Below are 24359 nucleotides of genomic sequence, written 5' to 3' on the forward strand. Positions count from 1 at the left end.
ACTGTTTTTATTTGTACACGTCTTTACGCGGGTTTTGTCACATCAACGCATGACGCACCATCGTCAGGATCATCGCCACGCCAAATCCGGCGAGGACAGCTCCGGCTATGCGCTCAATAATATGCACCCAGGCTGTGAGACGTATCTGTATGGCGGATAATCCGATCAATGTCGCGATGGCAAGATTCCACGCCAGCACCGCCAGGCTCATCCATGCGCCGGAAAAGATCTGCTGTGCAAATGTGACGTTCGCGCCAAGGATCGAGGTCATCAGCGCCAGATAAAAAAGCGCATTTTTGGGATTAAGTAACGCGGACCCCAGCCCTAGTAGAAACTGTTTTCGCCACGACGGGCAATCCATCCGGGTGGCGTTGAGCGCCAGCACCTGCTTACGGCTGCGCAACAGATGCCCGCCAATCCAGATTAAATAGAGCGCGCCAGCAATTTCAATCAGACGAAACAGCAGCCCGTAATCCTGTAATAGCCGCCAGCCACACATCGCCAGCACAATATAAAAGGCGTTTCCCAACGCGATCCCCGGTCCAATTCCGGCGCTGCCCCGCAGGCGATAGCGGATGGCGTAACCGGCCAACAGGAAGAAATCAGGGCCAGGACTGACCAGCGCCACAAAGTGTGAAAGCGCAAGAAGTGGAAACGCGGCGGGAATAAATTCGGGTAACAAAGACATAGCAACCTCATCAGTAAAAGACGAGGTCACTTTATGGCGTTGTCAGACTTAATTATTGTCTGATATTGATCGCCCCTGCGCATACTGGCGGGGCGTGGAAGAGGTAAAACTGACGAACGTGCGGTGAAAATGGCTTTGATCGGCAAAACCGCTTTGATAGCCCACATCGGCGATATCACTGCCCGCCCGCAACTGTGCTTTAGCAAATTCCACACGGGCATTATTGATCCAGGCTCCTGGCGTCAGCCCTGTCGCCAGCTTAAACTGGCGAATCAACGTCTCTTTACGCAGCGTGTACCGCTGTGCCAGACAATCCAGCGACGGGGGCTGCTGAATATCGGCCAGTAGCGTCGTTTGCATATGGTTGCAGAATCCAGCCGGTTTCGCCGCAGTTTGCAGGCCGGGCAGGCAGACAAGCAGCGCACGTACCGCCTCCTGTAATTCCCCTGTCTGGTTTTCTTCCATCAGGGAGATAATGTGCATAAAGGCGGTGAAGAATGAAGGATTGCGTAACACGGTTTGTGCGCAGTGAAGATGCTGCCCTGGCGCGCGCGCCAACTGTTGCAGGCACCATGCCTCATCAAGGTACAACATGTGATAGCTACGTGGACGTTCGGCTGCCGGGTTGCAACTGTGTGCTTCACGGGGCGCTATCAGCACCATATCGCCCTGAGAGAGGTGATATTCATGACCACTGCAACGCGTAACGGTCTCGCCGTCGATAATCGCGCCAATAGACAACTGAGGGTGCTGGTGCAGTTTATAGGCCTGCGTACTTTGTACGGTAGAACGCCATTCGACCCACGGCACAAGCGGAGAGCGCCAGAAGCGTTGTTCAATGTTCCGCGTTGTCATTTCTCCCTCCTCCTCACATGATTCCAGACTTCGAACGGCTACTTTTCGGCAACGCGCGTGAGCCACTCAGCATAAGCCGGGCTGGCGTGCGCTGGCATATTTTGCTGCCCGGCGCTGAATTCATCCTGCATGCCGAATATTTTCCAGACCAGGGGGGCAAGCTGTGCCGCCGGGCTGTTTTCCTGCGTGGCGGTGCGCAACAGTTCCAGCGTACGCTTTTTATATTCGCCCAGCACCTCCGATTGATAATCAAAAGCTTTCCCCAGCCCGGAGATGTACATCAGTTTCGGCACTTCCGCCTGCGGCCACTGCAACGCCATGTTGAGCGGCCACTCCAGCATTGTCCGCTCACCCCATACGGCTGAACGCGGCACCTGCTGGTTAGCCACCAGCGTTAACATAAAGGCCTGGCCCAGTTCACCAAGATAGATATCCATCGCATCAACGGACGGACGCGCATAGAACGCATCCAGCGGCTGAGGGTTCACCGCTCCCACTTTTGCCAGCAGGCGTTGCTCCAGCTCAAGCACCAGCGCTCCCAGCTCAGACTGCGCTACCGTGCTGCTCTCAGTACCGCATTGGGTTCGTTGGGTACAATCCCAAAGGCTGAGTGTGAGCTGCCACTGACGCTGTTCCCCTTCTCCTGAGCAACCCACCTCCCCGGTCACAAAGTATTTCATTTCTGGCGGGACAAGGTCGAACAGCTCATTGCCATCAAACGCATGGGTTGAGACAACCGGCCCGATGCCCGCGGCGACCTGCACGTAACAACGGGCGGCATAATCACTCCAGTAGTGGGTTGCCTCGGCAAGATACAGTGGGATTGCACGGGTAAGGCGCCCCAGGTCATCCTCACGCTGCGATTCGGACGGTGTCGGGTCATCGTCGATTTTACTCAGCACAAAGAAACCGACCGTGTTTGCCCCTTGCGGTTTCTGCCCGAAAAGCCAGTCGGCATTACACAGCCCGTACTGCCAGACAGGCTGCGTAAGGGCAAGCGTATTGATTTCCACCTCGCCAGGATCGGTGGGTGTGCCCTGGGCGTACTGCTCGCGCATTTTCTGAAAGGCGCGGGCGGATTCATCCAGATACTGTTTAAGCGGTGGGTAGTCCAGCGCATACATCCGGCTCAACAGCTTTTCCCCTTCGTCGGGGTTAGCCAGCTCCTGATAAGCACGCAGCAGGTTAATACCGGCCATCGGATCGTGGCGCTGCTCGTCATACACGGGAGCTATGAGTTCAACAAGCAGCGCAATCTCGCCGTTTCTGCCCAGATCGCCGGAGATCATCATCAGCGAACTGCCGTCATATCTCCCACCGGCGAGAACTTCGTCATACAGTGCACGGGCGGCCGCTACATTGTTATGTTCCAGGTGATAGCGCGCCAGCCAGAGTTGCGCGCGCCAGGAGCCGGGCAGCGCCGCGACGGTACGTAGTCCCGCGACATATCCCGCTTCCCCTTCACGCTCCTGCTTAATACTCGCCCACCAGAGCAAACCGTTATCCAGATTTGGATCGGCTTCGATAGCCTGCCAGAGCAGTTTCTCGGCACGGGCATCGTCACCCTTGTGAGAGAAAACTTTTGCCAGATTGGTCAGCAAAATTCCCGTGGCCCCGACTTTCGCTATACCGGCCTGCAGGGTGTTTTCAGCCTCAACCAGCCGTCTATTTTCCATCAGAACAATGCTCTGAATGGTATGGCTGCGTTCGGGATCGTCATCAATCTCTACCAGGCGCGCGGCGGCAGGAATGAGATCGGCGGCAAAACCATCGTTCAGGCCTCCCAGGATCGCATCATAAAGTTCCGCCGCGTTATTCCACTTTTGTTCAAGGCCGGGCAGGAAAACATTATTTCGCCAGTCGCTGCGGGCGATATGCATTTCTCGCCCGTTGGCGTCATACGCCACGATCATCTCTTCATTTGGAACCGGGGCGTGTTCTGGCTGCGTATGTTCCGATTCCACAGGGCCTGGGGTCTGTTCTTTTTTGCCACTAAGGGCGCTGAGAAGTTTTTTAAACATAGTGAGCATCGTGGCAAGTGAGAGGGGCCGAAGTCCGTGTTCCGATGATGATTCGCCCTTCGCTCGCATTCCTCGTATCCAATGAGGCCGCAAGCGCAATGAAGATAAAGCGTCGATGAGCAAATCCAGGGCATACAAAGAACACTCAGCCAGAAGGTTGGCATAAAATGCCCGCCCCGTCTAATGCCTGGAATGGTGGGGCGAGAAGTCCATTTACTTTGTGTTTAAACGCCTGTTCAAAATATCGTGCACATATTTTTCAATCACAATGTGGTTCTCCTGGCTTACTTTTGCGATGAACGCCTCGAGAAAATCGCGCGTTGAATGGAGCGTATCTGCGACAAGACTATCGAAGTCGCTTTGGGTAAAACAGGTATTACCGGGCAGAGTTGAGCGCTGGAGCAGCGTGTGTGCAATGACTTCAAGCACCGCACGGCGGTAGTCATCAGAGAGCAGGACATCAAGGTCGGCCTGGCGGATAGTAAATGTGAAGCTAAAACTGACGAATCCGGAGTCGACGGGCAATGAATAGCTCAATTGCTCTCCCAATTGCGCCACATGAGGTTCATATCCATCACCCATTAAACGTACAGGCTGCATACTGCGCGCTCCTCTAAATTTTATGTTAGATATCAGAAAAGCTGTGCCAGGTAGCCACTTAGCGACTGCATAGTAAATATCATCAATCTGCTAACCACACATAAAAAAACACCAGCAGCTTGAGGCTCACTAGTGTCTTCGTAGGTTCGTATTATTGCCGGACAACGCGCATTCAGGTTTATCAGGCCATTATCAAACGCTTAAACAGTAACTGCTGGATGTCCTGCCGATGTGCCAGGATCGCATGCGCTGTTACTAATGTTCCCTCTACTGCATACAAAACCCGGTAACCGTCAGCGTGGTTAAACTCCCGGTATTTGGCGCAGCCAATTTTCAGCAGTTCAGGGAAAATCTGGCAGCCCAACGGGAACTGACCAACGGTACTCTCAAACTGTGCAAGAATATCTGCGATAACCGGACGCGGCTCGACATCAACACGGCGCAGATAACTCACTATGGTGTCGACACAGAGTCTTACAGTAAGCGTGTATTCAAAGGTAACCTGCTGTTCCATAGAAGTCCCTTAGCATTGCGTGTTCTGCGTTTAATCCGCAAGGCCATCCAGTAATTGGTCTTTTGAGAACACGCGCCCCTCAGCTTTATCTTTCTCTGACAGGGTAAGCAGCTTCAGCAAAGCAATGGCGTTTTCCCGTTCCTGCTGCTGGTCATAGGACTCTATAACATAAGCTGGCACACCATTTTGCGTCACCAGAATGGGTTCTGATAAATCGAGCGTGGCCGCATTTTTTTTAACGTAGCTAATTGTCTCAACTTTCATTGCCTATTTCCCTCGTGCTCTACATGATGCAGATGGTTTTAATATAGACCATATTCAGACCACCAGCAATAAACCTGCTGTTTTGTCTTTTCTGATAAATGATTAGAGAAATAAAAAAACCCTCTGTAAAACAGAGGGTTGATTTAAGGCAGAAGACGTTATCGCTTATTCCCACTCAATCGTCGCTGGCGGTTTACCGCTGATGTCATACACCACGCGGGAAATACCATTCACTTCGTTGATGATGCGGTTGGAAACACGGCCGAGGAAATCGTACGGCAGGTGTGCCCAGTGCGCGGTCATAAAGTCGATGGTTTCAACGGCACGCAGAGAGACAACCCAGTCGTACTTACGGCCATCGCCCATCACGCCAACCGAGCGGACCGGCAGGAAGACGGTAAAGGCCTGGCTAACTTTGTTGTAAAGGTCAGCTTTACGCAGCTCTTCAATAAAGATGGCATCGGCACGACGCAGCAGGTCGCAGTACTCTTTCTTCACTTCGCCCAGAACGCGAACGCCAAGGCCTGGCCCCGGGAACGGGTGACGGTAGAGCATGTCGTACGGCAGACCCAGCTCAAGGCCGATTTTACGTACTTCGTCTTTGAACAGCTCACGCAGCGGTTCAACGAGGCCCATCTTCATCTCTTTCGGCAGGCCGCCCACGTTGTGGTGAGACTTAATTACGTGCGCTTTACCGGTCGCCGATGCGGCAGACTCGATCACGTCAGGGTAAATGGTGCCCTGCGCCAGCCATTTCACGTCTTCAAGTTTCAGAGCTTCTTCGTCGAAGATTTCAACGAACACGCGACCAATGATTTTGCGTTTGGCTTCCGGATCGTTCTCGCCCGCCAGTTCACTCAGGAAGCGTGATTCGCCTTCCACGTGAACAATGTTCAGGCCGAAGTGGTCGCCGAACATATCCATTACCTGCTCAGCTTCATTCAGACGCAGCAGACCGTTATCGACGAACACGCAGGTCAGGTTTTTGCCGATTGCACGGTGCAGCAGCATCGCCGTCACGGAGGAATCAACGCCGCCGGACAGGCCGAGGATCACTTTGTCGTCGCCAACCTGCGCGCGGATGCGTTCGATAGCGTCGTCGATGATTTTCGCCGGGGTCCACAGAGCTTCACACTGGCAGATATCGATAACGAAACGCTCGAGCATACGCAGGCCCTGACGGGTATGGGTCACTTCCGGGTGGAACTGTACGCCGTAGAAGCGTTTTTCTTCGTTAGCCATAATGGCGAACGGGCAGGTTTCGGTGCTGGCAACAGTAACAAAGTCAGACGGGATAGCCGTCACTTTATCGCCATGGCTCATCCACACGTCCAGCAGCGGTTTGCCGTCTGCGGTCAGGGAATCTTCAATACCACGAATCAGGGCGCTGTCGGTCAGAACTTCTACCTGTGCATAGCCGAATTCACGCTCGCTGGACGCTTCGACATGGCCGCCCAACTGCATCGCCATGGTCTGCATGCCATAGCACACGCCAAATACCGGCACGCCAGCTTCAAACACATACTGCGGTGCGCGCGGGCTGTTATCTTCAGTGGTACTTTCCGGGCCGCCGGAAAGAATGATACCGCTTGGGTTAAATTCACGAATCTGCGCTTCGGTGACATCCCATGCCCACAGTTCACAGTAAACACCAAGCTCACGCACGCGGCGGGCAACAAGTTGCGTGTACTGAGAACCGAAATCGAGGATAAGGATGCGATGTTTATGAATGTTTTCCGTCATTGACGCTAATTCCGAGGCAAGTGAAACAAAATCGCCCGGCATTTAGCCGGGCGTGGAAAATATCAGGAGCCCATACGGTAGTTCGGGGATTCCTTGGTGATGGTCACATCATGGACGTGGCTTTCCTGGATGCCCGCACCGCTGATACGCACGAATTCCGCTTTAGTGCGCAGCAGGTCGATGGTACCACAGCCGGTCAGCCCCATACAGGAACGCAGGCCGCCCATTTGCTGGTGAATGATCTCTTTCAGGCGGCCTTTATACGCCACGCGACCTTCGATACCTTCCGGCACCAGTTTGTCAGCGGCATTATCCGTCTGGAAGTAACGGTCAGAGGAGCCTTTGGACATCGCGCCCAGAGAACCCATCCCGCGGTAAGATTTGTAAGAGCGGCCCTGGTAGAGTTCGATTTCGCCCGGGGACTCTTCGGTACCTGCCAGCATGGAGCCGACCATCACCGCTGCAGCGCCAGCGGCAATCGCTTTGGCGATGTCGCCAGAGAAGCGGATACCACCGTCAGCAATAACCGGAATACCGGTGCCTTCCAGCGCTTCAACCGCGTCGGATACAGCCGTAATCTGCGGAACACCCACGCCGGTCACGATACGGGTGGTACAGATAGAGCCAGGGCCGATACCGACTTTCACTGCGCTGCAACCGGCTTCAGCCAGCGCACGTGCGCCTGCGCCCGTCGCTACGTTACCGCCAATGATTTGCAGATCCGGATATTTGGCACGGGTTTCACGGATACGCTGCAGAACGCCTTCGGAATGGCCATGAGAGGAGTCAATCAGCAGAACGTCAACGCCTGCCGCAACCAGCGCATCAACACGCTCTTCGTTGCCCGCACCTGCGCCAACCGCCGCACCGACACGCAGACGGCCTTGCTCGTCCTTACAGGCGTTCGGTTTACGTTCCGCTTTCTGGAAGTCTTTCACGGTGATCATACCGAGCAGACGGAATTTATCGTCGACAACCAGCGCTTTCTCAACGCGTTTTTCGTGCATTTTCGCGAATACAACTTCACGCGCTTCGCCTTCGCGAACGGTGACCAGACGCTCTTTCGGCGTCATGTATACGCTAACAGGCTGGTTCAGGTCGGTGACAAAGCGAACGTCACGACCGGTAATGATACCCACCAGTGAATTGTCTTCGGCAACCACCGGGTAACCGGCAAAACCGTTACGCTCGGTCAGTTCTTTCACTTCGCGCAGGGTAGTGGTTGGCAGAACGGTTTGAGGGTCTTTAACCACGCCGGACTCGTGTTTTTTAACACGGCGAACTTCTTCAGCCTGGCGTTCGATGGACATGTTTTTATGAATAAAGCCAATGCCGCCTTCCTGTGCCAGGGCAATTGCCAGGCGCGCTTCCGTAACGGTGTCCATTGCTGCGGAGAGCATCGGAATATTCAGACGAATGGTCTTAGTGAGCTGAGTGCTCAAATCGGCAGTATTCGGCAGAACGGTGGAGTGAGCGGGAACGAGGAGGACGTCGTCAAACGTCAGGGCTTCTTTAGCGATACGTAGCATGGGCAATATCTCTGACCTGGGTGGTTAAATATTGCCGTGGCATTATACAGAGCGTAACCGATTGCTTCCACATTTTTTTGCGAAAAATACTTGCACTCATCTCTGAGCGGGTTACTATCGACTGAATAACCTGCTGATTTAGAATTTGATCTAGCTCACATGTCATCTCTTCAAAGCCCCGCAATTTTTACCGTTACTCGCCTGAATCAAACAGTACGTAGCCTGCTGGAACGCGAAATGGGCCAGGTCTGGATAACGGGTGAAATCTCCAATTTCACACAGCCTGCCTCTGGTCACTGGTATTTCACGCTTAAAGACGACACGGCGCAGGTTCGCGGTGCGATGTTCCGTAACAGCAACCGTCGCGTAACGTTCCGCCCGCAGCATGGCCAACAGGTACTGGTGCGCGCCTCCGTCACGCTCTATGACCCGCGCGGCGATTACCAGATAATCGTTGAAAGCATGCAGCCCGCCGGTGAAGGGTTGCTGCAGCAGAAATATGAGCAACTGAAAGCGGCGCTGTCAGCGGAAGGGCTTTTCGATCAGCAGTTCAAACAACCGCTCCCCACACCGGCCCACTGTATTGGCGTTATCACCTCGAAAACCGGCGCTGCGCTGCATGATATTCTTCACGTCCTGAGGCGACGCGATCCTTCTCTGCCGGTGGTCATTTACCCCACTGCGGTACAAGGGGACGATGCGCCGGGGCAGATTGTGCGCGCCATTGAACTGGCAAACGCGCGTCAGGAATGTGATGTGCTGATTGTTGGCCGTGGCGGTGGCTCGCTGGAAGATTTATGGAGCTTTAACGATGAACGCGTGGCGCGCGCCATTTTTGCCAGCCGCATTCCGGTGGTCAGCGCCGTCGGTCACGAAACCGATGTGACCATTGCGGATTTTGTCGCAGATTTACGTGCCCCTACCCCCTCTGCCGCAGCGGAAATCGTCAGTCGCAACCAGACGGAGCTGCTGCGCCAGATCCAGTCTGCTCAACAACGTCTTGAGATGGCAATGGATTTTTTCATTGCTAACCGAACCCGGCGTTTTACCCAACTTAATCACAGGCTGCAACAGCAGCATCCGCAGTTGCGCCTCGCCCGTCAGCAAACCGTGCTGGAAAAACTCCGCCAGCGGATGCGTGTCGCCCTGGATAGCCAGCTTAAACAGGCTACCCAGAGACAACGCCGCGTCGCCCAGCGTCTGAATCAGCAAAACCCGCAGCCGCGGATCTGGCGTGCGCAGACGCGTATTCAGCAACTGGAATACCGGCTGGCGGAAAGCCTGCGCGCACAGTTAAGCGTAACGCGAGAGCGTTTCGGCAAGGCGGTGACGCACCTGGAGGCGGTCAGCCCGTTATCGACGCTGGCACGCGGGTATAGCGTCACCACGGCCGCCGATGGCAAAGTGCTGAAACAGGCGAAACAGGTCAAAACGGGCGATACGCTTACCACCCGTCTCGCCGATGGCTGGATAGAGAGTGAAGTGAAAAGCGTCATCCCTGCGAAAAAAGCGCGCGCGTCTAAACCCCGTAGCGCAGACTAATTCACGGCTTCGTCGGGGTCAGCAACATAACAAAAAACGCCAGCCCGGCAAAAATCAAAAGCGACCAGGCCGTCCCCAGTACTGCATAGAGTTGCCCAAAAATTATCGCCCCCGCCACCTGCCCCACCGCCAGCATAAAAAAGACAATGCCCACCCCAGCGGCGGGAGCATTTGCCGTTGCGGACGCACCGCACACCAGCAGCACGCCGGAAAGCGTGATATAACCCACGCCACAGAGGGCCGCCGCCGGAATAAGCCACCCGCAATAACCATGACTTACCGCCAGTAGCGCCAGCGGCGCGGCCATAAAAAGCAGCGACAGCCAGTAAACCGGGCTCCAGCCTGTCCGGGCGGCCAGCGCGCCGGTAAAGACGCCAGCAATTCCCGCCCCGCCGCTCACCAGCCACAGCATGCTGGTGGTCTCTTTTCCAAGGTGCAGATGTTTTTGCAGAATATCGGGCCCAAAGTTCCACCACGCCGCGCTCGCTATCCCACAGATAAACGCAATCAGCGCCAGCCGCCGCAGTGCCTGGCACTGTAAGAGCTGCCGCCAGGATTGTTCATTTTTAGCCCCCGGCGCTCGGGCGGCGGGTAAATAGCGCATCACCGGTAGCAGGCAAAGCAGAGCAAGCACCGCGAAAGCTACGCAGGCTCCACGCCACCCAAAGGGGATAAAAAGCATTACCGGTACGGAAAGGATGATGCCGCCACCAGTACCGGCATTGATAAAGGTGTTAGTGGTGGACTGCCGACGCTCTGCCACCGCCTGGCTGACCGCCGCAGCCAGTGACGGCGATGCCAGCCCCGAACTCAGACCGGCGATAAACAGCCCCAGCGCAAGGTGTAGTACACCTGAAGACAACGCCAGGATCAGCAGCCCAAGCGCAGCGCAGAGTGCCGAGACGATCGCGGTGGTACGGGCGCCGTAACGCCCGGTTACCGGGGCGGCCCAGAGCGAAGAAAAACAGTAGGCGATATAGCTACAGGCGGCGATAACACCCGCCGACCGTGGGCTCAGCGCAATATCCTGCCCTACCGATGGCAGCATCAGCCCCCAGGCAAAACGCGCCATACCATACGTCACGGCGATGAGCAAAAACCCGGTTAACGCAAGCGGTGAAATTGTTTTAGCCACACCCGACCCTCTTTTCTGATTGAGCAGTTAATGATGGTCGAAACCGACAGTTTTGCCGCGTAAGGGGTAAAAAAGGCGAATGTCACATAAACTTGTAGTCAGCCTTGCCAACAATCAGGAGAGCAGCATGACAGCGACACGACTTCACAGTGTTATCCCGCCCTACATCCTGCGCCGCATTATTGATAACGGCTCCGACGTACAGCAAAAGTGCGCCCGCCAGACCCTAACCCATGTCCAGACGCTCATGGCACATATGCCGGGCAAACCTGCCGCGCCGCATGTCGCGAAAGCGGGCCAGTTGCAGCGGGACATTTACGATGCGAAACAGACTCAGGAGTTGCCAGGCACGCAGGTGCGCTTTGAGGGGCAGTCATCAAATGGCGATATCGCCGTAGATGAAGCATGGGAATATCTGGGTGTGACGCACGATTTTTTCTGGAAAATTTATCATCGCGATTCACTGGATAATAAGGGCCTGACGCTTATCGGTACCGTTCACTATGGACGTGAATACCAGAATGCGTTCTGGAACGGTCAGCAGATGGTATTTGGCGATGGTGACGGCGAGATCTTTAACCGTTTCACTATCGCGCCGGATATTGTCGCCCACGAACTTAGCCACGGCGTAACGGAGACCGAAGCCGGGCTGATTTATTTCGAACAATCCGGGGCGCTTAATGAATCGTTATCCGATGTCTTCGGCTCGCTGGTGAAACAATATCTGCATAAACAGACCGCACAAGAAGCGGACTGGCTTATTGGCGAAGGGCTGTTGGCCGCAGGCATCAACGGTAAGGGGTTGCGTTCTATGGCAGAACCTGGCACCGCCTATGACGACCCGCTGCTCGGCAAAGACCCCCAGCCCGCGCATATGAAGGACTTTATAAAAACCCGCGAGGATAACGGCGGCGTACATCTTAACTCCGGCATCCCTAACCGTGCGTTCTATCTCGCCGCCACCGCGCTCGGCGGCCACGCCTGGGAGAAAGCAGGCTACGCGTGGTATGACACCGTCTGCGATCGGGCGCTGGCGCAGAACGCGGATTTTGCGGCGTTCGCCCGTCTGACCGTCGCCCACGGCGAAAAACGGTCGGGAAAAGAGACCGCAAAAGCCATTAAACAGGCCTGGATTGAGACAGGGGTGCTGTGATGAATATTCCCGAGCTCACTGAGGACGCGGTCATTGAGCTTGCCCGCGAAGGGGGGGTGGCGTTTATCCCACAGTTGAGCGGCCTGCGCAGAATCGCCCTTTCCGCTCTCACACCAGAGCAGCGAGCGCGGGTGATTGATGTGTTACAGCAAGCGCTGCCTCGTGGCTTTCCGCCGGGGCAGACGGATTCTCCAGGGCGCGGCGACCAGCGTTATTTCCGCATTCAGATAATCTGGACCCACCACAATCAGGCGCACTATACCGATATCATCTTGCTGGTGCCGGAACAGGAGGCACCGCCCTCGCTGGTGGATTTGTGGAAAAAGGGCGAAAGCGGCGTCTGTGATTAAGCGTCCTGCAGGGCGAAGACCACCCGCTTTTTGGAGATCAGGCCGTGGCCCTGCTGGCAGAAATAGTCCACCGCTCCGCAGGCTTTGAGCACGTCCAGCGGCTGCTGGCACTCCGGGCATAGCGCGTTGAGTGCGTAATCTTTATCACAGCCATGACAGTGACCATGCGTGCCAATCAATTCCAGCGGGTTGTGGCAGGTTGGGCATTTAAGATCCATAAATATCCTCCCAGAATGTCAACCGGTGGCGATAATGCCACCGGTATTTCCGACCTTACTTACTTTTCTTGATATGCTTAATCAAGCGTTTACGTTTACGCATCTGGTTTGGCGTCAGCGTATTGCGTTTATCTGCATACGGGTTTTCCCCTTCCTTAAACTGAATACGGATAGGTGTGCCCATCACATCCAGCGATTTACGGAAGTAGTTCATCAGATAACGCTTGTAGGAGTCCGGCAGATCTTTTACCTGGTTGCCGTGAATCACCACAATCGGCGGGTTATAACCGCCGGCATGCGCGTATTTCAGCTTCACGCGACGACCGCGAACCAACGGCGGCTGGTGATCTTCGGACGCCATATTCATGATACGGGTCAGCATCGCGGTGCTCTGGCGGCGGGTCGAGCTGTCATAGGCTTCACGCACGGATTCAAACAGGTTACCTACGCCGCTGCCATGCAGTGCGGAGATGAAGTGCACGCGAGCAAAGTCGATAAAGCCCAGACGGAAGTCCAGCGTCTCTTTGACCTGCTCTTTCACTTCCTGGCTGAGGCCATCCCATTTGTTGACCACGATAACCAGTGAGCGCCCACTATTGAGGATGAAGCCAAGCAGTGAGAGGTCCTGGTCAGAGATACCTTCACGGGCATCAATAACCAGCATCACGACGTTAGCGTCTTCAATCGCCTGCAGCGTTTTGATTACCGAGAATTTTTCCACCGCATCGGTGATTTTGCCGCGTTTACGCACGCCCGCGGTGTCGATCAGAACATACTCGCGGCCATCACGCTCCATCGGGATATAAATACTGTCACGCGTGGTGCCCGGCATGTCATAAACCACAACACGCTCTTCCCCGAGGATACGGTTAGTCAGTGTGGACTTACCGACATTAGGACGCCCGACGATAGCCAGCTTGATAGGCAGGTCCTGCGGGTTGAAGTCGTCTTCCGGCTCTTCCTCTTCGCCGTCTTCATCTTTACCGTCGTCGAACTGCGCCCAGTAGGCAGCGTCCTCATCCAGCTCTTCCGGCGGATCGATTTCATCCATCCACGGCAACAGAACGTGTTCCAGCAGGCTGACAACACCACGGCCATGCGAGGCGGCAATCGGGTGAATCTCACCCAGGCCAAGCGAGTAGAAGTCGACAACCGCCTGATCCGGATCCAGGCCGTCCGTTTTGTTCGCGACGAGGAATGTCGGTTTTTCACGCGAACGCAGGTGTTTGGCAATGGCTTCGTCAGCCGGCATCAGCCCGGCGCGCGCATCCACCATAAACAGCACCACATCGGCTTCTTCAATCGCCAGCAGCGACTGTTCCGCCATACGGGTTTCTACGCCGTCTTCCGTACCATCAATACCGCCCGTATCGATACAGATAAATTCACGACCTTCGACTTCAGCACGACCGTACTTACGGTCACGGGTCAGCCCCGGAAAATCCGCTACCAGCGCATCACGGGTGCGTGTTAAACGGTTAAAAAGCGTGGATTTTCCAACGTTAGGGCGCCCGACCAGCGCGACCACAGGTATCATGTTTAAAGCCTCATTACTTAGAATTCAAAATCAAAACGTCGCAACGCTGGCGACGTTTTAAAAACAGTAAAACGGCCCCTGCAACAGGAGCCGTCTTCTCACGAACGACCACCTTCGCGCGATTAACGCGTGATGGCGTACAGCGTACCGTCTTTAGCCTGGATAAGCAGTTTGCCTTCCGCAGCAACAGGATCGGTCAGGAAACCGGAGCCGTCCACTTTCTGCTGCGCGACAAAACGCCCGTCTTCGACGTTAATCCAGTGCATGTAGCCTTCGCTGTCACCGGTCACGATGTAACCATTATACAACGCCGGAGCGGTAAGGTTACGGTGCAGGAGATCGCTTTGTGTCCACAGCGTCACACCACCGTCGGTGGTCAGCGCCAGGACGCGGTCATTCTGGTCAATCATGTAGATGCGGTTCCCATCGACAATGAAATTGCTCACTGAACCCAGTTCACGTTTCCACATGATCTGGCCGCTACGCAAATCCAGCGCCGTCAGGTTACCGTTGTAAGCCAGCGCATAAACCACGCCGTTTACAATCACCGGCGTTGTATCGACATCGCTCAGACGGTCGATTTCAGTCGGACCCGTTGCCTGAGAAATACGCTGCTGCCAAATCATCTGGCCCTGCTGCATCAACACGGCGCTTACGCGACCGTTGTCGCCACCCACAATGGCTGCGCCGTAGGCAGTAGCCGGTGCGGATTCGCCACGCAGGGACAGTGACGGCATATCAAGGTTAACCGTCCATTTCACCGCACCGTCGCTCTCATTAAGCGCCTGTAGCTGACCGTTACTGGTATGAATCAGCACCAGGCCGTCGCTGACAACAGGGCGGGATAACGCTTCACCGGCAACGTTGGTTTTCCATGCCTGGGAACCGTCGTTCGTATTCAGCGCATAGACCTTCGCTTTTTCGCTGCCCACGTAGACATGGCCGCCTGCGACGGTCACACCACCGGACAACAGCGCCGGGCTGCTGGAGAACCAGCCAGATTTTTCTGCCAGGTTAACGGACCAGACTTCTTTGCCGTCGCTCGCACTAACCGCTTTTACCGTACCGCGACGGTCAGCAGCGTAGACCACGCCACTGTCCAGCGCCGGATGCAAATTAGAATGAAAATCGCCAATACCGCTACCCACGGAGGTACTCCACGCGGTAGACGGGTTAAACTGGTTAGTCACCGTCGGCAGAGGGGACATTTTGACAACGTCTTCTTCACTGTTAAACAGGGAACAACCGCTCAGTAAGGTGACGGACAGCAGTCCTGGCAGAAGTAATTTACGCAATTGCATCGGGTCCCTCTTAGATGGACAAATTGTTGATTTTCATCTGCATCATTTCACTCAGCGCCGGGGATGCGTTGTTTTTAACGCCATTTTCCCAAGCGGTGCGTGCACCTTGTTTGTCGCCTTTGCTAAGCAGCGCTTCGCCACGCAGGTCGGCAACTATGGCCGCCCAGCCGTCGCCTTTCACGCTATCAAGCGTTTTCAGCGCAGCATCTTGCTGCTTAAGCTGCACCTGAATACGGGCGAGACGAATATTAATCATGCCCTTAAGGTTGTCATCGCTGGTGGCGGCAAGACCTTGTTGCAGTTGCGCGGAAGCCTTTTCCAGCTCATCGCGTTGAACATACTGCTGTGCCAGTTCCAGTGATGCCAGCGCGCCATAGGTATTTTTATTCTCAGCCGCGAATTTCTCCGCCGCCGTCAGCGTTTCAGGTTTATCAGCACGAATCGCGGTAATGGCGTTTTCATAGCCTTGTGAAGCCGATCTCGCTGTTTCGGTTTGGTGACTTGTCCAGTAGCGCCAGCCAACTAACGCACCAATACCTAAAATGACACCAACAGCCAGCGCTTTGCCATTTTCAGCAAAAAAGCGTTTGAGCGCGTCTACCTGTTCGTTGTCGTTCTCGTAAATTTCCACGCAGTCCTTCTCCTTAACGATAATTCACCGGGGAGATTAGCCCAGTAGTGTGCGCAAATGCGCCGCAACGCTGTCCTGCGTTACCGTATTTTGCTCACCAGAGCGTAAATCCTTCACTACAACGTTACCGTCAGCGATTTCAGACTCACCCAGCACCAGTGCGAGCTTAGCGCCCCACTTATCGGCACGGGCAAATTGCTTTTTGAAATTACCGCCGCCGTGGTTCGTCATGAGCTTAACGTCAGGTAACGCATCGCGTACCTGTTCAGCCAGTTGCATTGCAGCGGACTGTACGTTTTCGCCTGACGCTACCAGGTATATATCGACAACGGATTCTGCTTTAAATTCCGGATTAACTGCCTGAACCAACAAAACAAGTCGTTCAAGACCCATCGCGAAGCCAACCGCCGGCGTTGCGCGACCGCCAAGCTGCTCGACCAGACCGTCGTAACGGCCACCTGCACAGACCGTTCCCTGGGAACCCAGGCTGGTGGTCACCCACTCGAAAACGGTGCGGTTGTAATAATCAAGACCGCGCACCAGACGCTGGTTAACCGTGTAGGCAATACCCGCAGCTTCCAGCAGTTGGCACAGGCCCGCGAAGTGTTCGCGAGACTCTTCATCCAGATAATCGCCCAGGGCTGGCGCCGCGTTCAGAAGCGCCTGAATGTCCGGATTTTTAGAATCCAGTACGCGCAGCGGATTGCTGTACATACGGCGTTTGCAGTCTTCGTCCAGTTGCTCTTTATGCTGCTCAAGAAACGCCACCAGCGCATCGCGATAGTTCGCACGTGCTTCCAGCGAGCCGATAGAGTTCAGTTCGAGGCTAACATGATCGAAGATACCCAGCGCACGCCACCAGCGTGCAGTGAGCATAATCAGTTCGGCATCAATGTCCGGGCCCTGCAGGCCAAACACTTCGACACCCAACTGATGGAACTGGCGGTAGCGACCTTTTTGCGGGCGCTCATAGCGGAACATCGGACCGACATACCACAGGCGCTGTTCCTGATTGTACAGAAGACCATGCTCGATGCCGGCGCGTACACAGCCCGCTGTACCTTCTGGACGCAGCGTCAGGCTATCGCCGTTGCGATCGTCAAAGGTGTACATCTCTTTTTCAACCACGTCGGTAACTTCGCCGATCGCGCGTTTGAATAACGGGGTCTGCTCTACAATCGGCAAACGGATTTCATTGTAACCGTAGCTGCCGAGCACGTTTTTGAGTGTGCCTTCAATGCGCTGCCAGATGGCGGTTTCGCCAGGCAGATAATCGTTCATGCCGCGAATGGCTTGAATATTCTTTGCCACGTTTATTCTCTTTTTGAATACAAAAAATGAACCCTCAGGGCTTGCGCCTTGCGGGTTCATCATACACGGGAAGCCAGCCGCTTCCCATCACGTTATTTTTCTACCTGTTGCACAGCAATACGATTAGCTTCATCCAGGATTGATGCTTTCGCACGGATGCGGGCTTCAAGCTGGGTAATCATATCGTCGTTATCCAGTCTGTCCTTGCGCACGCCATCTTCGTAAAGGCCGCTTTTCTTGTTGCCACCGGTCACGCCAAGCGTAGAAACCAGCGCTTCGCCAGGGCCGTTCACCACGCAACCGATGATCGAAACATCCATCGGCGTGATGATATCTTCCAGGCGCTGTTCAAGGGCATTTACGGTGCCGATCACGTCAAACTCCTGACGTGAGCAGGTAGGACAGGCGATAAAGTTGATGCCACGCGAACGGATGCGCAGTGATTTCAGGATATCGAAGCCAACTTTGATCTCTTCAACCGGATCCGCCGCCAGCGAGACACGCAGCGTATCGCCGATCCCTTCCGACAGCAGTAAGCCCAGGCCGATCGCTGACTTAACCGCGCCACTGCGCGCCCCGCCCGCTTCGGTGATGCCAAGGTGTAACGGTTGATCGATCTGTTTTGCCAGCAGACGATATGACTCCACCGCCAGGAAGACATCGGAGGCTTTTACGCTGACTTTGAATTGATCGAAATTGAGTCTGTCGAGGTGATCGACATGGCGCATGGCGGATTCCAGCAGCGCTTGCGGCGTGGGCTCACCATATTTTTCCTGCAGATCCTTTTCCAGCGATCCGGCGTTGACGCCAATACGGATAGGGATATTTTTGTCGCGCGCACAGTCAACAACCATGCGAATACGTTCTTCATTACCGATATTGCCTGGGTTAATACGCAGACAATCGACGCCGTATTCCGCGACTTTCAGCGCAATGCGGTAGTCAAAGTGAATATCCGCGACCAGCGGTACACTCACCTGTTGCTTAATCAGTTTGAAGGCTTCTGCCGCGTCCATGGTAGGAACGGAAACACGAACTATGTCAGCGCCAACGCGCTCAAGCGCTTTAATCTGCGCAACCGTCGCGTCCACGTCTGTGGTGCGGGTGTTTGTCATTGACTGCACGGCGATGGGGGCGCCATCGCCAATCGGCACATTACCAACGTAAATCCGTTTCGATTTCCGACGTTGAATCGGAGCCTGGTTATGCATGAAAAATCTCCCGCGTTGCCCGTCTGTTACTGTACTGCTGATTGTTCGGCATTGAGGGTCAGGCGTGCAACCTGGTTAGTTCTGATAAAGCGGCTCAGATCGACAGGTTTACCCTGATATTGAATCTGTACCGCAGCAGGTGCACCGATTTTGAGCTTGTAAGGCGCCTGGCCGGTCAAATTCAGCGTCGCGTCTTTACGCTGGATGCCGCTGAATAATTTTTTACCGCTTGCATCGCTCACTTCTAACCAGCAGTCGGCGTTGAAGTTCATGACCAGCGCATGTGCGGCGTCCGGGGAGGCGATACCCGCCTGGTCAGTCGGCAGTGGCGCGTTATTCGCGTTAGCCGATGGCTGAGCGGCAGGGGATTGAGTAACAGGTGCCTGAGAAGGCGAGACAACGGCGTTGGAATGCGCGGTTGCCGCAGGCGTTTGCGCGGCTGTTGCAGGCGCTGCTGTTGTCGGCGCCGTTGGCTCAACTGGCGTAGTCGCAGCCGTAGTATTTGGTGTTTCTGTCGGAGTGCTGACCGCATCGTTATTCAGCGGAACGTTCTGCCCTTCGCTGCTACCACTGGCGTTCAGCTCTGCAGATGACTGATCGGCCATTGTGGTGATCTCTTGCTGCTGCGCTTTGTGGTTTTGCCACCACCATGCGCCCGTCAGGCCAACAACCACAAACAGCACCAGCCAGGTAAAGCTCATTAACCAGCCGTCACGTTTTTTACGACGTTTACCCAGAGAAAAGGTCTGCATCGGCGCGACTTTCGCCGCCCGAATCGGGGCCTGTTTCTCAATCATCGGCAGCAATTCTTCTTCCGGAATATGCACCAAACGCGCATACGAGCGGATGTAACCACGCAGGAATGTTGAAGCCAATTCGGCAGGAGCCTTATCGTCTTCAATATCGCGTACCGTGGAAACTTTGAGACAGAGGCGCTCAGCTACCGCCTGCTGGCTAAGTCCGAGTTGTTCACGGGCATTGCGCAGACGAACGCCCGTGGTTTGTGCTTCGTTTTGGTCGTGAGTGGCTTCAGTATTCATTCGCTACAACTGCTGGTACGTGAAAATTTAAGATTCAGGCGCGTAGTAAGCATTGCCTGGGCGCGCCGCGAAATGTCAGGGTCAGTTAAATTTAGACCGACAGTATAAGACTGTCAGGCCGGTCATAACAGAACAGCTTTTCGTACTTTTGCTAAGCTATTGTTCCATCGCTACATACTGCCTTAAAGTCGAGAGAAACGCACAGTAATTATTGATTGCACAACTATAATCAGGCGATTAAATCAGCATGTTTATGCGTCGCGACACAGAAGCCTGCCGCGACGCCAGAACACTAAACCGCTTTAATCGAAATCGGCTCACCCTGCATACGTTTACGCATCGTCCGTTTCGTACGGTCAATAACGTCACCAGCCAACTGACCACATGCCGCGTCAATGTCATCACCGCGTGTTTTACGCACGATGGTGGTGAAGCCATAGCTCATCAGCACTTTACAGAAACGGTCGATACGGCTGTTCGAGCTGCGACCATACGGCGCGCCCGGGAACGGGTTCCACGGAATCAGGTTGATCTTGCACGGCGTATCTTTCAGCAAGGCCGCCAGCTCATGCGCATGCTCAGTGCCATCGTTCACATGGTCAAGCATGACGTATTCAATGGTCACGCGCCCCTGGTTGGCATTGGACTTCGAAATGTAGCCGCGAACCGATTCGAGGAAAGTCGCAATATTGTACTTTTTGTTGATCGGCACAATTTCGTCACGAATGGTATCGTTCGGCGCATGCAGTGAAATAGCCAGCGCGACATCAATCATGTCACCCAGTTTGTCCAGCGCAGGAACCACGCCAGAAGTCGACAGCGTAACGCGACGTTTGGACAAGCCAAAACCAAAGTCATCCAGCATGATTTCCATGGCCGGCACCACGTTAGTCAGGTTCAGCAGCGGTTCGCCCATGCCCATCATCACCACATTAGTGATAGGACGTACGCCGGTCGTTTTAACCGCACCGATAATTTTCGCCGCGCGCCAGACCTGGCCAATAATTTCTGACACTTTCAGGTTACGGTTGAAGCCCTGTTGCGCCGTGGAGCAGAATTTACACTCCAGCGCACAGCCAACCTGTGAGGAAACGCACAGCGTGGCGCGATCGTCTTCCGGAATGTATACCGTTTCAACGCGCTGATCGCCTACGGCAATCGCCCATTTGATGGTGCCATCGGAGGAACGTTGCTCTTCCACGACTTCAGGAGCGCGGATTACCGCGACCTCTTTGAGCTTATTACGCAGCACTTTATTGATGTCGGTCATCTCATCAAAATCGTCGCTGCAATAGTGGTACATCCACTTCATCACCTGATCGGCGCGGAAGGGTTTTTCGCCTAAGTTTTTGAAAAACTCGCGCATCTGCTGACGATTCAGATCCAGCAGGTTCATTTTTGCATCTTTATTGGGAACCGTCAGTGCGACGTTCTCAGGCGTGACAATCTGTTCAGACATAGTTGTGTATTCCGGCCTCGTTATTACACGTTATGGCCCCTGGAGGGTTGAAAAAAGAAGCGCCCCGGGAATGCGTTTTGCAATTCACGGGGCGCTGCATTGTACAAATTCTGCTGTGCAGATGCCACGACTGCGCGCGGCATTGGCAAAATAAAGTGTAAATCTGCTTACAATTTCCGATGGGCTTTGCACAACAGGGTGCGTAAGGCTGCGGAAATTAGCGAGTGCGTGGGCAAACTTCGCCTTCGCCAAAGAAATAGGCGATTTCGCGCGCCGCAGATTCCAGAGAATCGGAACCATGGGTGCCGTTCTCGGTGAAGCTGTCAGCATAATCAGCGCGCAGAGTACCTGCCAGCGCGTTAGCCGGGTTGGTAGCGCCCAGCAGGTCACGGTGACGCTGCACCGCGTTTTCGCTTTCCAGTACGGAGACCACGATCGGGCCGGAGGTCATGAACTCAACCAGGCCGTCGAAGAACGGTTTGCCTTCGTGCTCAGCGTAGAAACCACGAGCCTGCTCAACGGACAGATGCAGCATTTTCGTGCCAACAATCTTGAAACCAGCAGATTCAAAACGCGCGAAAATACTACCAATAACGTTTTTTGCCACCGCGTTCGGCTTGATGATGGAAAAAGTACGTTCAATAGCCATGTTAACCCCTGTAAGTTGTTCTGTTGTCGTACATACATACGTATGACCTGGCGCGGATTATAAAGAGCAACGCGGGCATTGCCTATGGATAAAGGTAACATTTTTTTAAAATAAGACGAGTTTCAGCAACACCATTCACCAAAACGTCTCTTCACCACATTATTCAGGTTACATCAAGGCGGCAAGCGCAGGCATCCCCGGTACTTACATAAATCAGTCACCGGGGCGTACACGTGCAACCAACACAAAGGCAGCGTGAAAAAGGATGCGTATATGTGTTGCGTTATTGCACCGCGAACTCTACCGCCGCGACCTGCCCGGCGTCATCCATCACCAGTAACTGATACTGACCGCTTTTATCAAGGTTGAGGCTTAATAGTTGATCATGACCGTCCAGCGGCTCTCCGTTTAAAAACCACCAGCGTCGCCCTTCGCCACCGGTGGCCTGTAGCGGTAACGTTGCCTGCGAGCGCCCCGGTAACCGTTTGATCACTGCGCCATCGCGGATCCCCGAGAGCAACAGCGGCGGCGGTGCGTTCTCATCACGCGGAGGACAGGTTTTCGAGCGCGGAGGTAATCTTGCCGCCCGGCGCTCGCCATCGGGTAACCAGGGTTCCAGCGGTAAAGGCCAGACGATGATTGTGCGTTGTTGCGCATCGGGGCAATCTGCCGCAACCCGTTGCCCCTGCGCGTTAACCCACACCGGGAAACGAATGCCGCGCGCCCCTTCTTGTTCCGCCATCAACATCGTGGGTGGCTGGCTGTTATCCAGAAGCCAGGTCGCCAGGCGGCGGCGACAATTACTGTCACCTTCCGGTAAGCTCTGCCCGCCAGGCCAGCAGATGACATCGCGGCTGACCGATTCCGGGCGCGGATCCTGCGGTAAACGCGCCAGCTCCAGCGCGGAACGAGGCTGCAGCATATTGTTCACCTGGTTGAGCAATGGCACTGCGCTGGCGAAACCAAACTGGCCCGCAACCGGCGTGCCGTCCGGCCTGCCCGTCCAGACGCCAATCACATAGCGGCTATTCAGCCCAATGGCCCAGGCGTCACGATAACCGTAGCTGGTGCCGGTTTTCCAGGCCAGCGGCACCACTTGCGGGAGCGCGCTGTCCGGTAACGGCTGCGCTTCCCCGGCGAGAATGCGGCGAATAATCCAGGCCGCGCCCGGCGACATCAGCGTTCTCTCCATCAACGGATCGCCTGGCTGAAAGCGTAACTGTCCGGCCTTGCCGTGGCGCGCAAAGGCACTATACGCTGCGGTAATATCCGCCAGACGGGCGCCTGCGCCACCCAGAATAAGTGACAGGTTAGGCTCCGCGCCTTCCGGCAATTTAAGCGGCAACCCGGCATTGCGCAGCGTGGCGGCAAATTTCTTCGGCCCGTAGGCCTCCAGAACCTGTACCGCCGGAAGGTTAAGGGAGCGAACCAGCGCCTCGTTCATGCTGACCGGTCCGTGAAAACCGCTGTCAAAATTACCGGGACGATAGTCCCCCGTTCGCCGTGGCACATCCTGTAGTAATGAAGCGGGATGAATCAGACCGTCATCCATCGCCAGGCCATAAATGAAGGGTTTTAATACCGATCCCGGCGAGCGGGTGGCGCTGACCATATCGACATGGCCAAAACGGCTATCGTCATTAATATCCACCGACCCCACCCAGCCCCGCACTTTCATGTCCGTATGGTCGACAACGATGATCGCCAGCGAGCTACGCTGGGGTAGACGAGATTTCACGCCAGCGGCCAGCTCTTCAAGCTGACGCTGGAGGCTGGCATCAAGTGTGGTGGTAATTTTGAGGCCCGGGTCTTTGCTCAACATATAACGAGAGAAGAGGGGCGCGAGTTGCGGCATCTGACGCGGTGCCAGCCAGACCGGCTCTTCACGCGACTCCTCTACCTGTTTTTGGCTCCACACGCCCTGCGAAACCATGCGATCCAGTACTTTATCCCGCGCCGCCTGGGCACGCTCCGACCAGCGGTCAGGGCGCAGGCGACTCGGTGCCTGTGGCAAGACGGCCAGCAGTGCCGCCTCTGCATAGCTGAGCTGCGCGGGGGATTTACCCAGATAAACCCAGCTTGCCGCCCCAACGCCCTGCAACGTACCGCCAAACGGGGCACGGTTGAGATAGAGCGTCAGAATGTCGCGCTTGGAGAGATGCCACTCAAGTTGCAACGCCCGCCATAGCTGGCGCACTTTACCGCCAAAGGTACGCGGATGGGGATCGAGCAGACGCGCAACCTGCATAGTGAGCGTACTGCCGCCAGAAATAACTCTGCCAGCCAGCAGATCCTGCCATGCAGCACGGGCGACCGAAAGCGGGTTTACGCCAGGGTGTTTCCAGAACCAGCGGTCCTCGTATTCGATAAGCGCCTGTAAATAACGCGGAGAGACATCTTCTATCGCCACCGGGTAGCGCCAGATCCCCTCGGCATCAGCGAAGCGCCAGAGCGGCGTGCCATCCTCCGCCACAACGACGCGCGCCGGGTTGACCTCTTTTAGAGGCAGCGGCCAGAGTTTGTCGGCGATAAAAAGAACCAACGGAATAAGAAGAAACGCTCCCGCAAGCCAAAGCCCGCGGGAGCGCCAGGTGCGCCCTTTATTCAT

At 55.1% G+C, this 24359-nt stretch carries 22 protein-coding genes; 3 read left to right on the forward strand and 19 right to left on the reverse strand.

Features of this window, described 5'->3' with window-relative positions; all coding sequences use genetic code 11:
• Positions 1-37: 37 nt before the first annotated feature.
• The 8 genes from IP582_RS18720 to guaB all read right to left on the reverse strand — a co-directional run bounded on the left by IP582_RS18720 (position 38) and on the right by guaB (position 8214).
• Complete coding sequence (locus IP582_RS18720) at positions 38-688, reverse strand: LysE family translocator (RefSeq protein WP_039079682.1); 651 nt, start codon at positions 686-688, stop codon at positions 38-40.
• Positions 689-736: 48 nt separating this feature from the next.
• Positions 737-1543 (reverse strand): AraC family transcriptional regulator, encoded by an 807-nt coding sequence (locus IP582_RS18725; protein ID WP_193794081.1) that lies wholly within the window; start codon positions 1541-1543, stop codon positions 737-739.
• A gap of 38 nt (positions 1544-1581) precedes the next feature.
• Complete coding sequence (locus IP582_RS18730) at positions 1582-3564, reverse strand: lipopolysaccharide assembly protein LapB (protein ID WP_193794082.1); 1983 nt, start codon at positions 3562-3564, stop codon at positions 1582-1584.
• A gap of 213 nt (positions 3565-3777) precedes the next feature.
• Positions 3778-4164 carry a hypothetical protein gene (locus IP582_RS18735; protein ID WP_193794083.1) on the reverse strand — a complete coding sequence of 129 codons (387 nt, stop codon included), beginning with the start codon at positions 4162-4164 and terminating at the stop codon, positions 3778-3780.
• Between the two features lie 181 nt (positions 4165-4345).
• The gene (locus IP582_RS18740) at positions 4346-4678 is read right to left on the reverse strand and encodes a type II toxin-antitoxin system RelE/ParE family toxin (RefSeq protein ID WP_193794084.1); all 333 of its coding nucleotides are present in this window, start codon (positions 4676-4678) and stop codon (positions 4346-4348) included.
• A 30-nt stretch (positions 4679-4708) separates the two neighbouring features.
• Positions 4709-4942 carry a type II toxin-antitoxin system Phd/YefM family antitoxin gene (locus tag IP582_RS18745; RefSeq protein ID WP_004853132.1) on the reverse strand — a complete coding sequence of 78 codons (234 nt, stop codon included), beginning with the start codon at positions 4940-4942 and terminating at the stop codon, positions 4709-4711.
• Positions 4943-5107: 165 nt separating this feature from the next.
• Positions 5108-6685, reverse strand: a complete 1578-nt coding sequence (gene guaA / locus IP582_RS18750) for a glutamine-hydrolyzing GMP synthase (RefSeq protein ID WP_039079792.1) — start codon at positions 6683-6685, stop codon at positions 5108-5110.
• Between the two features lie 62 nt (positions 6686-6747).
• Positions 6748-8214 carry an IMP dehydrogenase gene (guaB, locus tag IP582_RS18755; protein WP_039079791.1) on the reverse strand — a complete coding sequence of 489 codons (1467 nt, stop codon included), beginning with the start codon at positions 8212-8214 and terminating at the stop codon, positions 6748-6750.
• A gap of 159 nt (positions 8215-8373) precedes the next feature.
• Here guaB and xseA point away from each other — a divergent pair, with 159 nt between their 5' ends.
• Positions 8374-9756: an exodeoxyribonuclease VII large subunit gene (gene xseA, locus IP582_RS18760; RefSeq protein ID WP_193794085.1), complete on the forward strand. Its 1383-nt coding sequence runs from the start codon at positions 8374-8376 to the stop codon at positions 9754-9756.
• A gap of 1 nt (position 9757) precedes the next feature.
• On the opposite strand, the gene IP582_RS18765 is transcribed toward xseA, so the two are convergent.
• A complete protein-coding gene (locus IP582_RS18765) occupies positions 9758-10891 on the reverse strand; it encodes an MFS transporter (protein ID WP_228007911.1) in 1134 nt (377 codons plus the stop codon).
• Positions 10892-11018: 127 nt separating this feature from the next.
• On the opposite strand from IP582_RS18765, the gene IP582_RS18770 reads away from it, so the two are divergent.
• Positions 11019-12044 (forward strand): M4 family metallopeptidase, encoded by a 1026-nt coding sequence (locus IP582_RS18770; RefSeq protein WP_193794086.1) that lies wholly within the window; start codon positions 11019-11021, stop codon positions 12042-12044.
• Entirely contained in the window at positions 12044-12394 is a 351-nt protein-coding gene (locus tag IP582_RS18775) for a protealysin inhibitor emfourin (protein ID WP_039079673.1), read from the forward strand. Before IP582_RS18770 ends, IP582_RS18775 begins: the two co-directional genes overlap by 1 nt.
• Here the strand turns inward: IP582_RS18775 and IP582_RS18780 are convergent.
• The 10 genes from IP582_RS18780 to pbpC all read right to left on the reverse strand — a co-directional run bounded on the left by IP582_RS18780 (position 12391) and on the right by pbpC (position 24359).
• Entirely contained in the window at positions 12391-12612 is a 222-nt protein-coding gene (locus IP582_RS18780) for a zinc ribbon domain-containing protein (RefSeq protein WP_071193419.1), read from the reverse strand. The genes IP582_RS18775 and IP582_RS18780 overlap by 4 nt on opposite strands.
• Before the next feature lie 55 nt (positions 12613-12667).
• Positions 12668-14149, reverse strand: a complete 1482-nt coding sequence (gene der / locus IP582_RS18785; RefSeq protein ID WP_193794087.1) for a ribosome biogenesis GTPase Der — start codon at positions 14147-14149, stop codon at positions 12668-12670.
• Between the two features lie 122 nt (positions 14150-14271).
• Positions 14272-15450, reverse strand: coding sequence for an outer membrane protein assembly factor BamB (bamB, locus tag IP582_RS18790; protein WP_193794088.1), 1179 nt, complete (start codon positions 15448-15450; stop codon positions 14272-14274).
• 10 nt (positions 15451-15460) lie between these two features.
• Complete coding sequence (locus tag IP582_RS18795) at positions 15461-16081, reverse strand: YfgM family protein (RefSeq protein ID WP_193794089.1); 621 nt, start codon at positions 16079-16081, stop codon at positions 15461-15463.
• A 36-nt stretch (positions 16082-16117) separates the two neighbouring features.
• Positions 16118-17392 carry a histidine--tRNA ligase gene (gene hisS / locus IP582_RS18800; protein WP_193794090.1) on the reverse strand — a complete coding sequence of 425 codons (1275 nt, stop codon included), beginning with the start codon at positions 17390-17392 and terminating at the stop codon, positions 16118-16120.
• A gap of 92 nt (positions 17393-17484) precedes the next feature.
• Complete coding sequence (ispG, locus tag IP582_RS18805; protein ID WP_039079668.1) at positions 17485-18603, reverse strand: flavodoxin-dependent (E)-4-hydroxy-3-methylbut-2-enyl-diphosphate synthase; 1119 nt, start codon at positions 18601-18603, stop codon at positions 17485-17487.
• Positions 18604-18629: 26 nt separating this feature from the next.
• Positions 18630-19643, reverse strand: a complete 1014-nt coding sequence (gene rodZ, locus IP582_RS18810) for a cytoskeleton protein RodZ (RefSeq protein ID WP_071193420.1) — start codon at positions 19641-19643, stop codon at positions 18630-18632.
• Between the two features lie 292 nt (positions 19644-19935).
• On the reverse strand, positions 19936-21102 hold the full coding sequence (locus IP582_RS18815) for a bifunctional tRNA (adenosine(37)-C2)-methyltransferase TrmG/ribosomal RNA large subunit methyltransferase RlmN (protein ID WP_193794091.1): 1167 nt from the start codon (positions 21100-21102) through the stop codon (positions 19936-19938).
• A gap of 217 nt (positions 21103-21319) precedes the next feature.
• Complete coding sequence (ndk, locus tag IP582_RS18820; protein WP_039079665.1) at positions 21320-21751, reverse strand: nucleoside-diphosphate kinase; 432 nt, start codon at positions 21749-21751, stop codon at positions 21320-21322.
• Positions 21752-22034: 283 nt separating this feature from the next.
• On the reverse strand, positions 22035-24359 hold the full coding sequence (pbpC, locus tag IP582_RS18825; RefSeq protein WP_193794092.1) for a peptidoglycan glycosyltransferase PbpC: 2325 nt from the start codon (positions 24357-24359) through the stop codon (positions 22035-22037).

Source organism: Citrobacter sp. BDA59-3 (assembly GCF_015167655.1).
GTDB lineage: Bacteria > Pseudomonadota > Gammaproteobacteria > Enterobacterales > Enterobacteriaceae > Phytobacter > Phytobacter diazotrophicus.

Coding starts and splice junctions, on each gene's coding strand:
- IP582_RS18720 (WP_039079682.1), bottom strand. CDS start 688: ATGTCTTTGTTACCCGAATTTATTCCCGCCGCGTTTCCACTTCTTGCG.
- IP582_RS18725 (WP_193794081.1), bottom strand. CDS start 1,543: ATGACAACGCGGAACATTGAACAACGCTTCTGGCGCTCTCCGCTTGTG.
- IP582_RS18730 (WP_193794082.1), bottom strand. CDS start 3,564: ATGTTTAAAAAACTTCTCAGCGCCCTTAGTGGCAAAAAAGAACAGACC.
- IP582_RS18735 (WP_193794083.1), bottom strand. CDS start 4,164: ATGCAGCCTGTACGTTTAATGGGTGATGGATATGAACCTCATGTGGCG.
- IP582_RS18740 (WP_193794084.1), bottom strand. CDS start 4,678: ATGGAACAGCAGGTTACCTTTGAATACACGCTTACTGTAAGACTCTGT.
- IP582_RS18745 (WP_004853132.1), bottom strand. CDS start 4,942: ATGAAAGTTGAGACAATTAGCTACGTTAAAAAAAATGCGGCCACGCTC.
- guaA (WP_039079792.1), bottom strand. CDS start 6,685: ATGACGGAAAACATTCATAAACATCGCATCCTTATCCTCGATTTCGGT.
- guaB (WP_039079791.1), bottom strand. CDS start 8,214: ATGCTACGTATCGCTAAAGAAGCCCTGACGTTTGACGACGTCCTCCTC.
- xseA (WP_193794085.1), top strand. CDS start 8,374: ATGTCATCTCTTCAAAGCCCCGCAATTTTTACCGTTACTCGCCTGAAT.
- IP582_RS18770 (WP_193794086.1), top strand. CDS start 11,019: ATGACAGCGACACGACTTCACAGTGTTATCCCGCCCTACATCCTGCGC.
- IP582_RS18775 (WP_039079673.1), top strand. CDS start 12,044: ATGAATATTCCCGAGCTCACTGAGGACGCGGTCATTGAGCTTGCCCGC.
- IP582_RS18780 (WP_071193419.1), bottom strand. CDS start 12,612: ATGGATCTTAAATGCCCAACCTGCCACAACCCGCTGGAATTGATTGGC.
- der (WP_193794087.1), bottom strand. CDS start 14,149: ATGATACCTGTGGTCGCGCTGGTCGGGCGCCCTAACGTTGGAAAATCC.
- bamB (WP_193794088.1), bottom strand. CDS start 15,450: ATGCAATTGCGTAAATTACTTCTGCCAGGACTGCTGTCCGTCACCTTA.
- ispG (WP_039079668.1), bottom strand. CDS start 18,603: ATGCATAACCAGGCTCCGATTCAACGTCGGAAATCGAAACGGATTTAC.
- rodZ (WP_071193420.1), bottom strand. CDS start 19,643: ATGAATACTGAAGCCACTCACGACCAAAACGAAGCACAAACCACGGGC.
- IP582_RS18815 (WP_193794091.1), bottom strand. CDS start 21,102: ATGTCTGAACAGATTGTCACGCCTGAGAACGTCGCACTGACGGTTCCC.
- ndk (WP_039079665.1), bottom strand. CDS start 21,751: ATGGCTATTGAACGTACTTTTTCCATCATCAAGCCGAACGCGGTGGCA.
- pbpC (WP_193794092.1), bottom strand. CDS start 24,359: ATGAATAAAGGGCGCACCTGGCGCTCCCGCGGGCTTTGGCTTGCGGGA.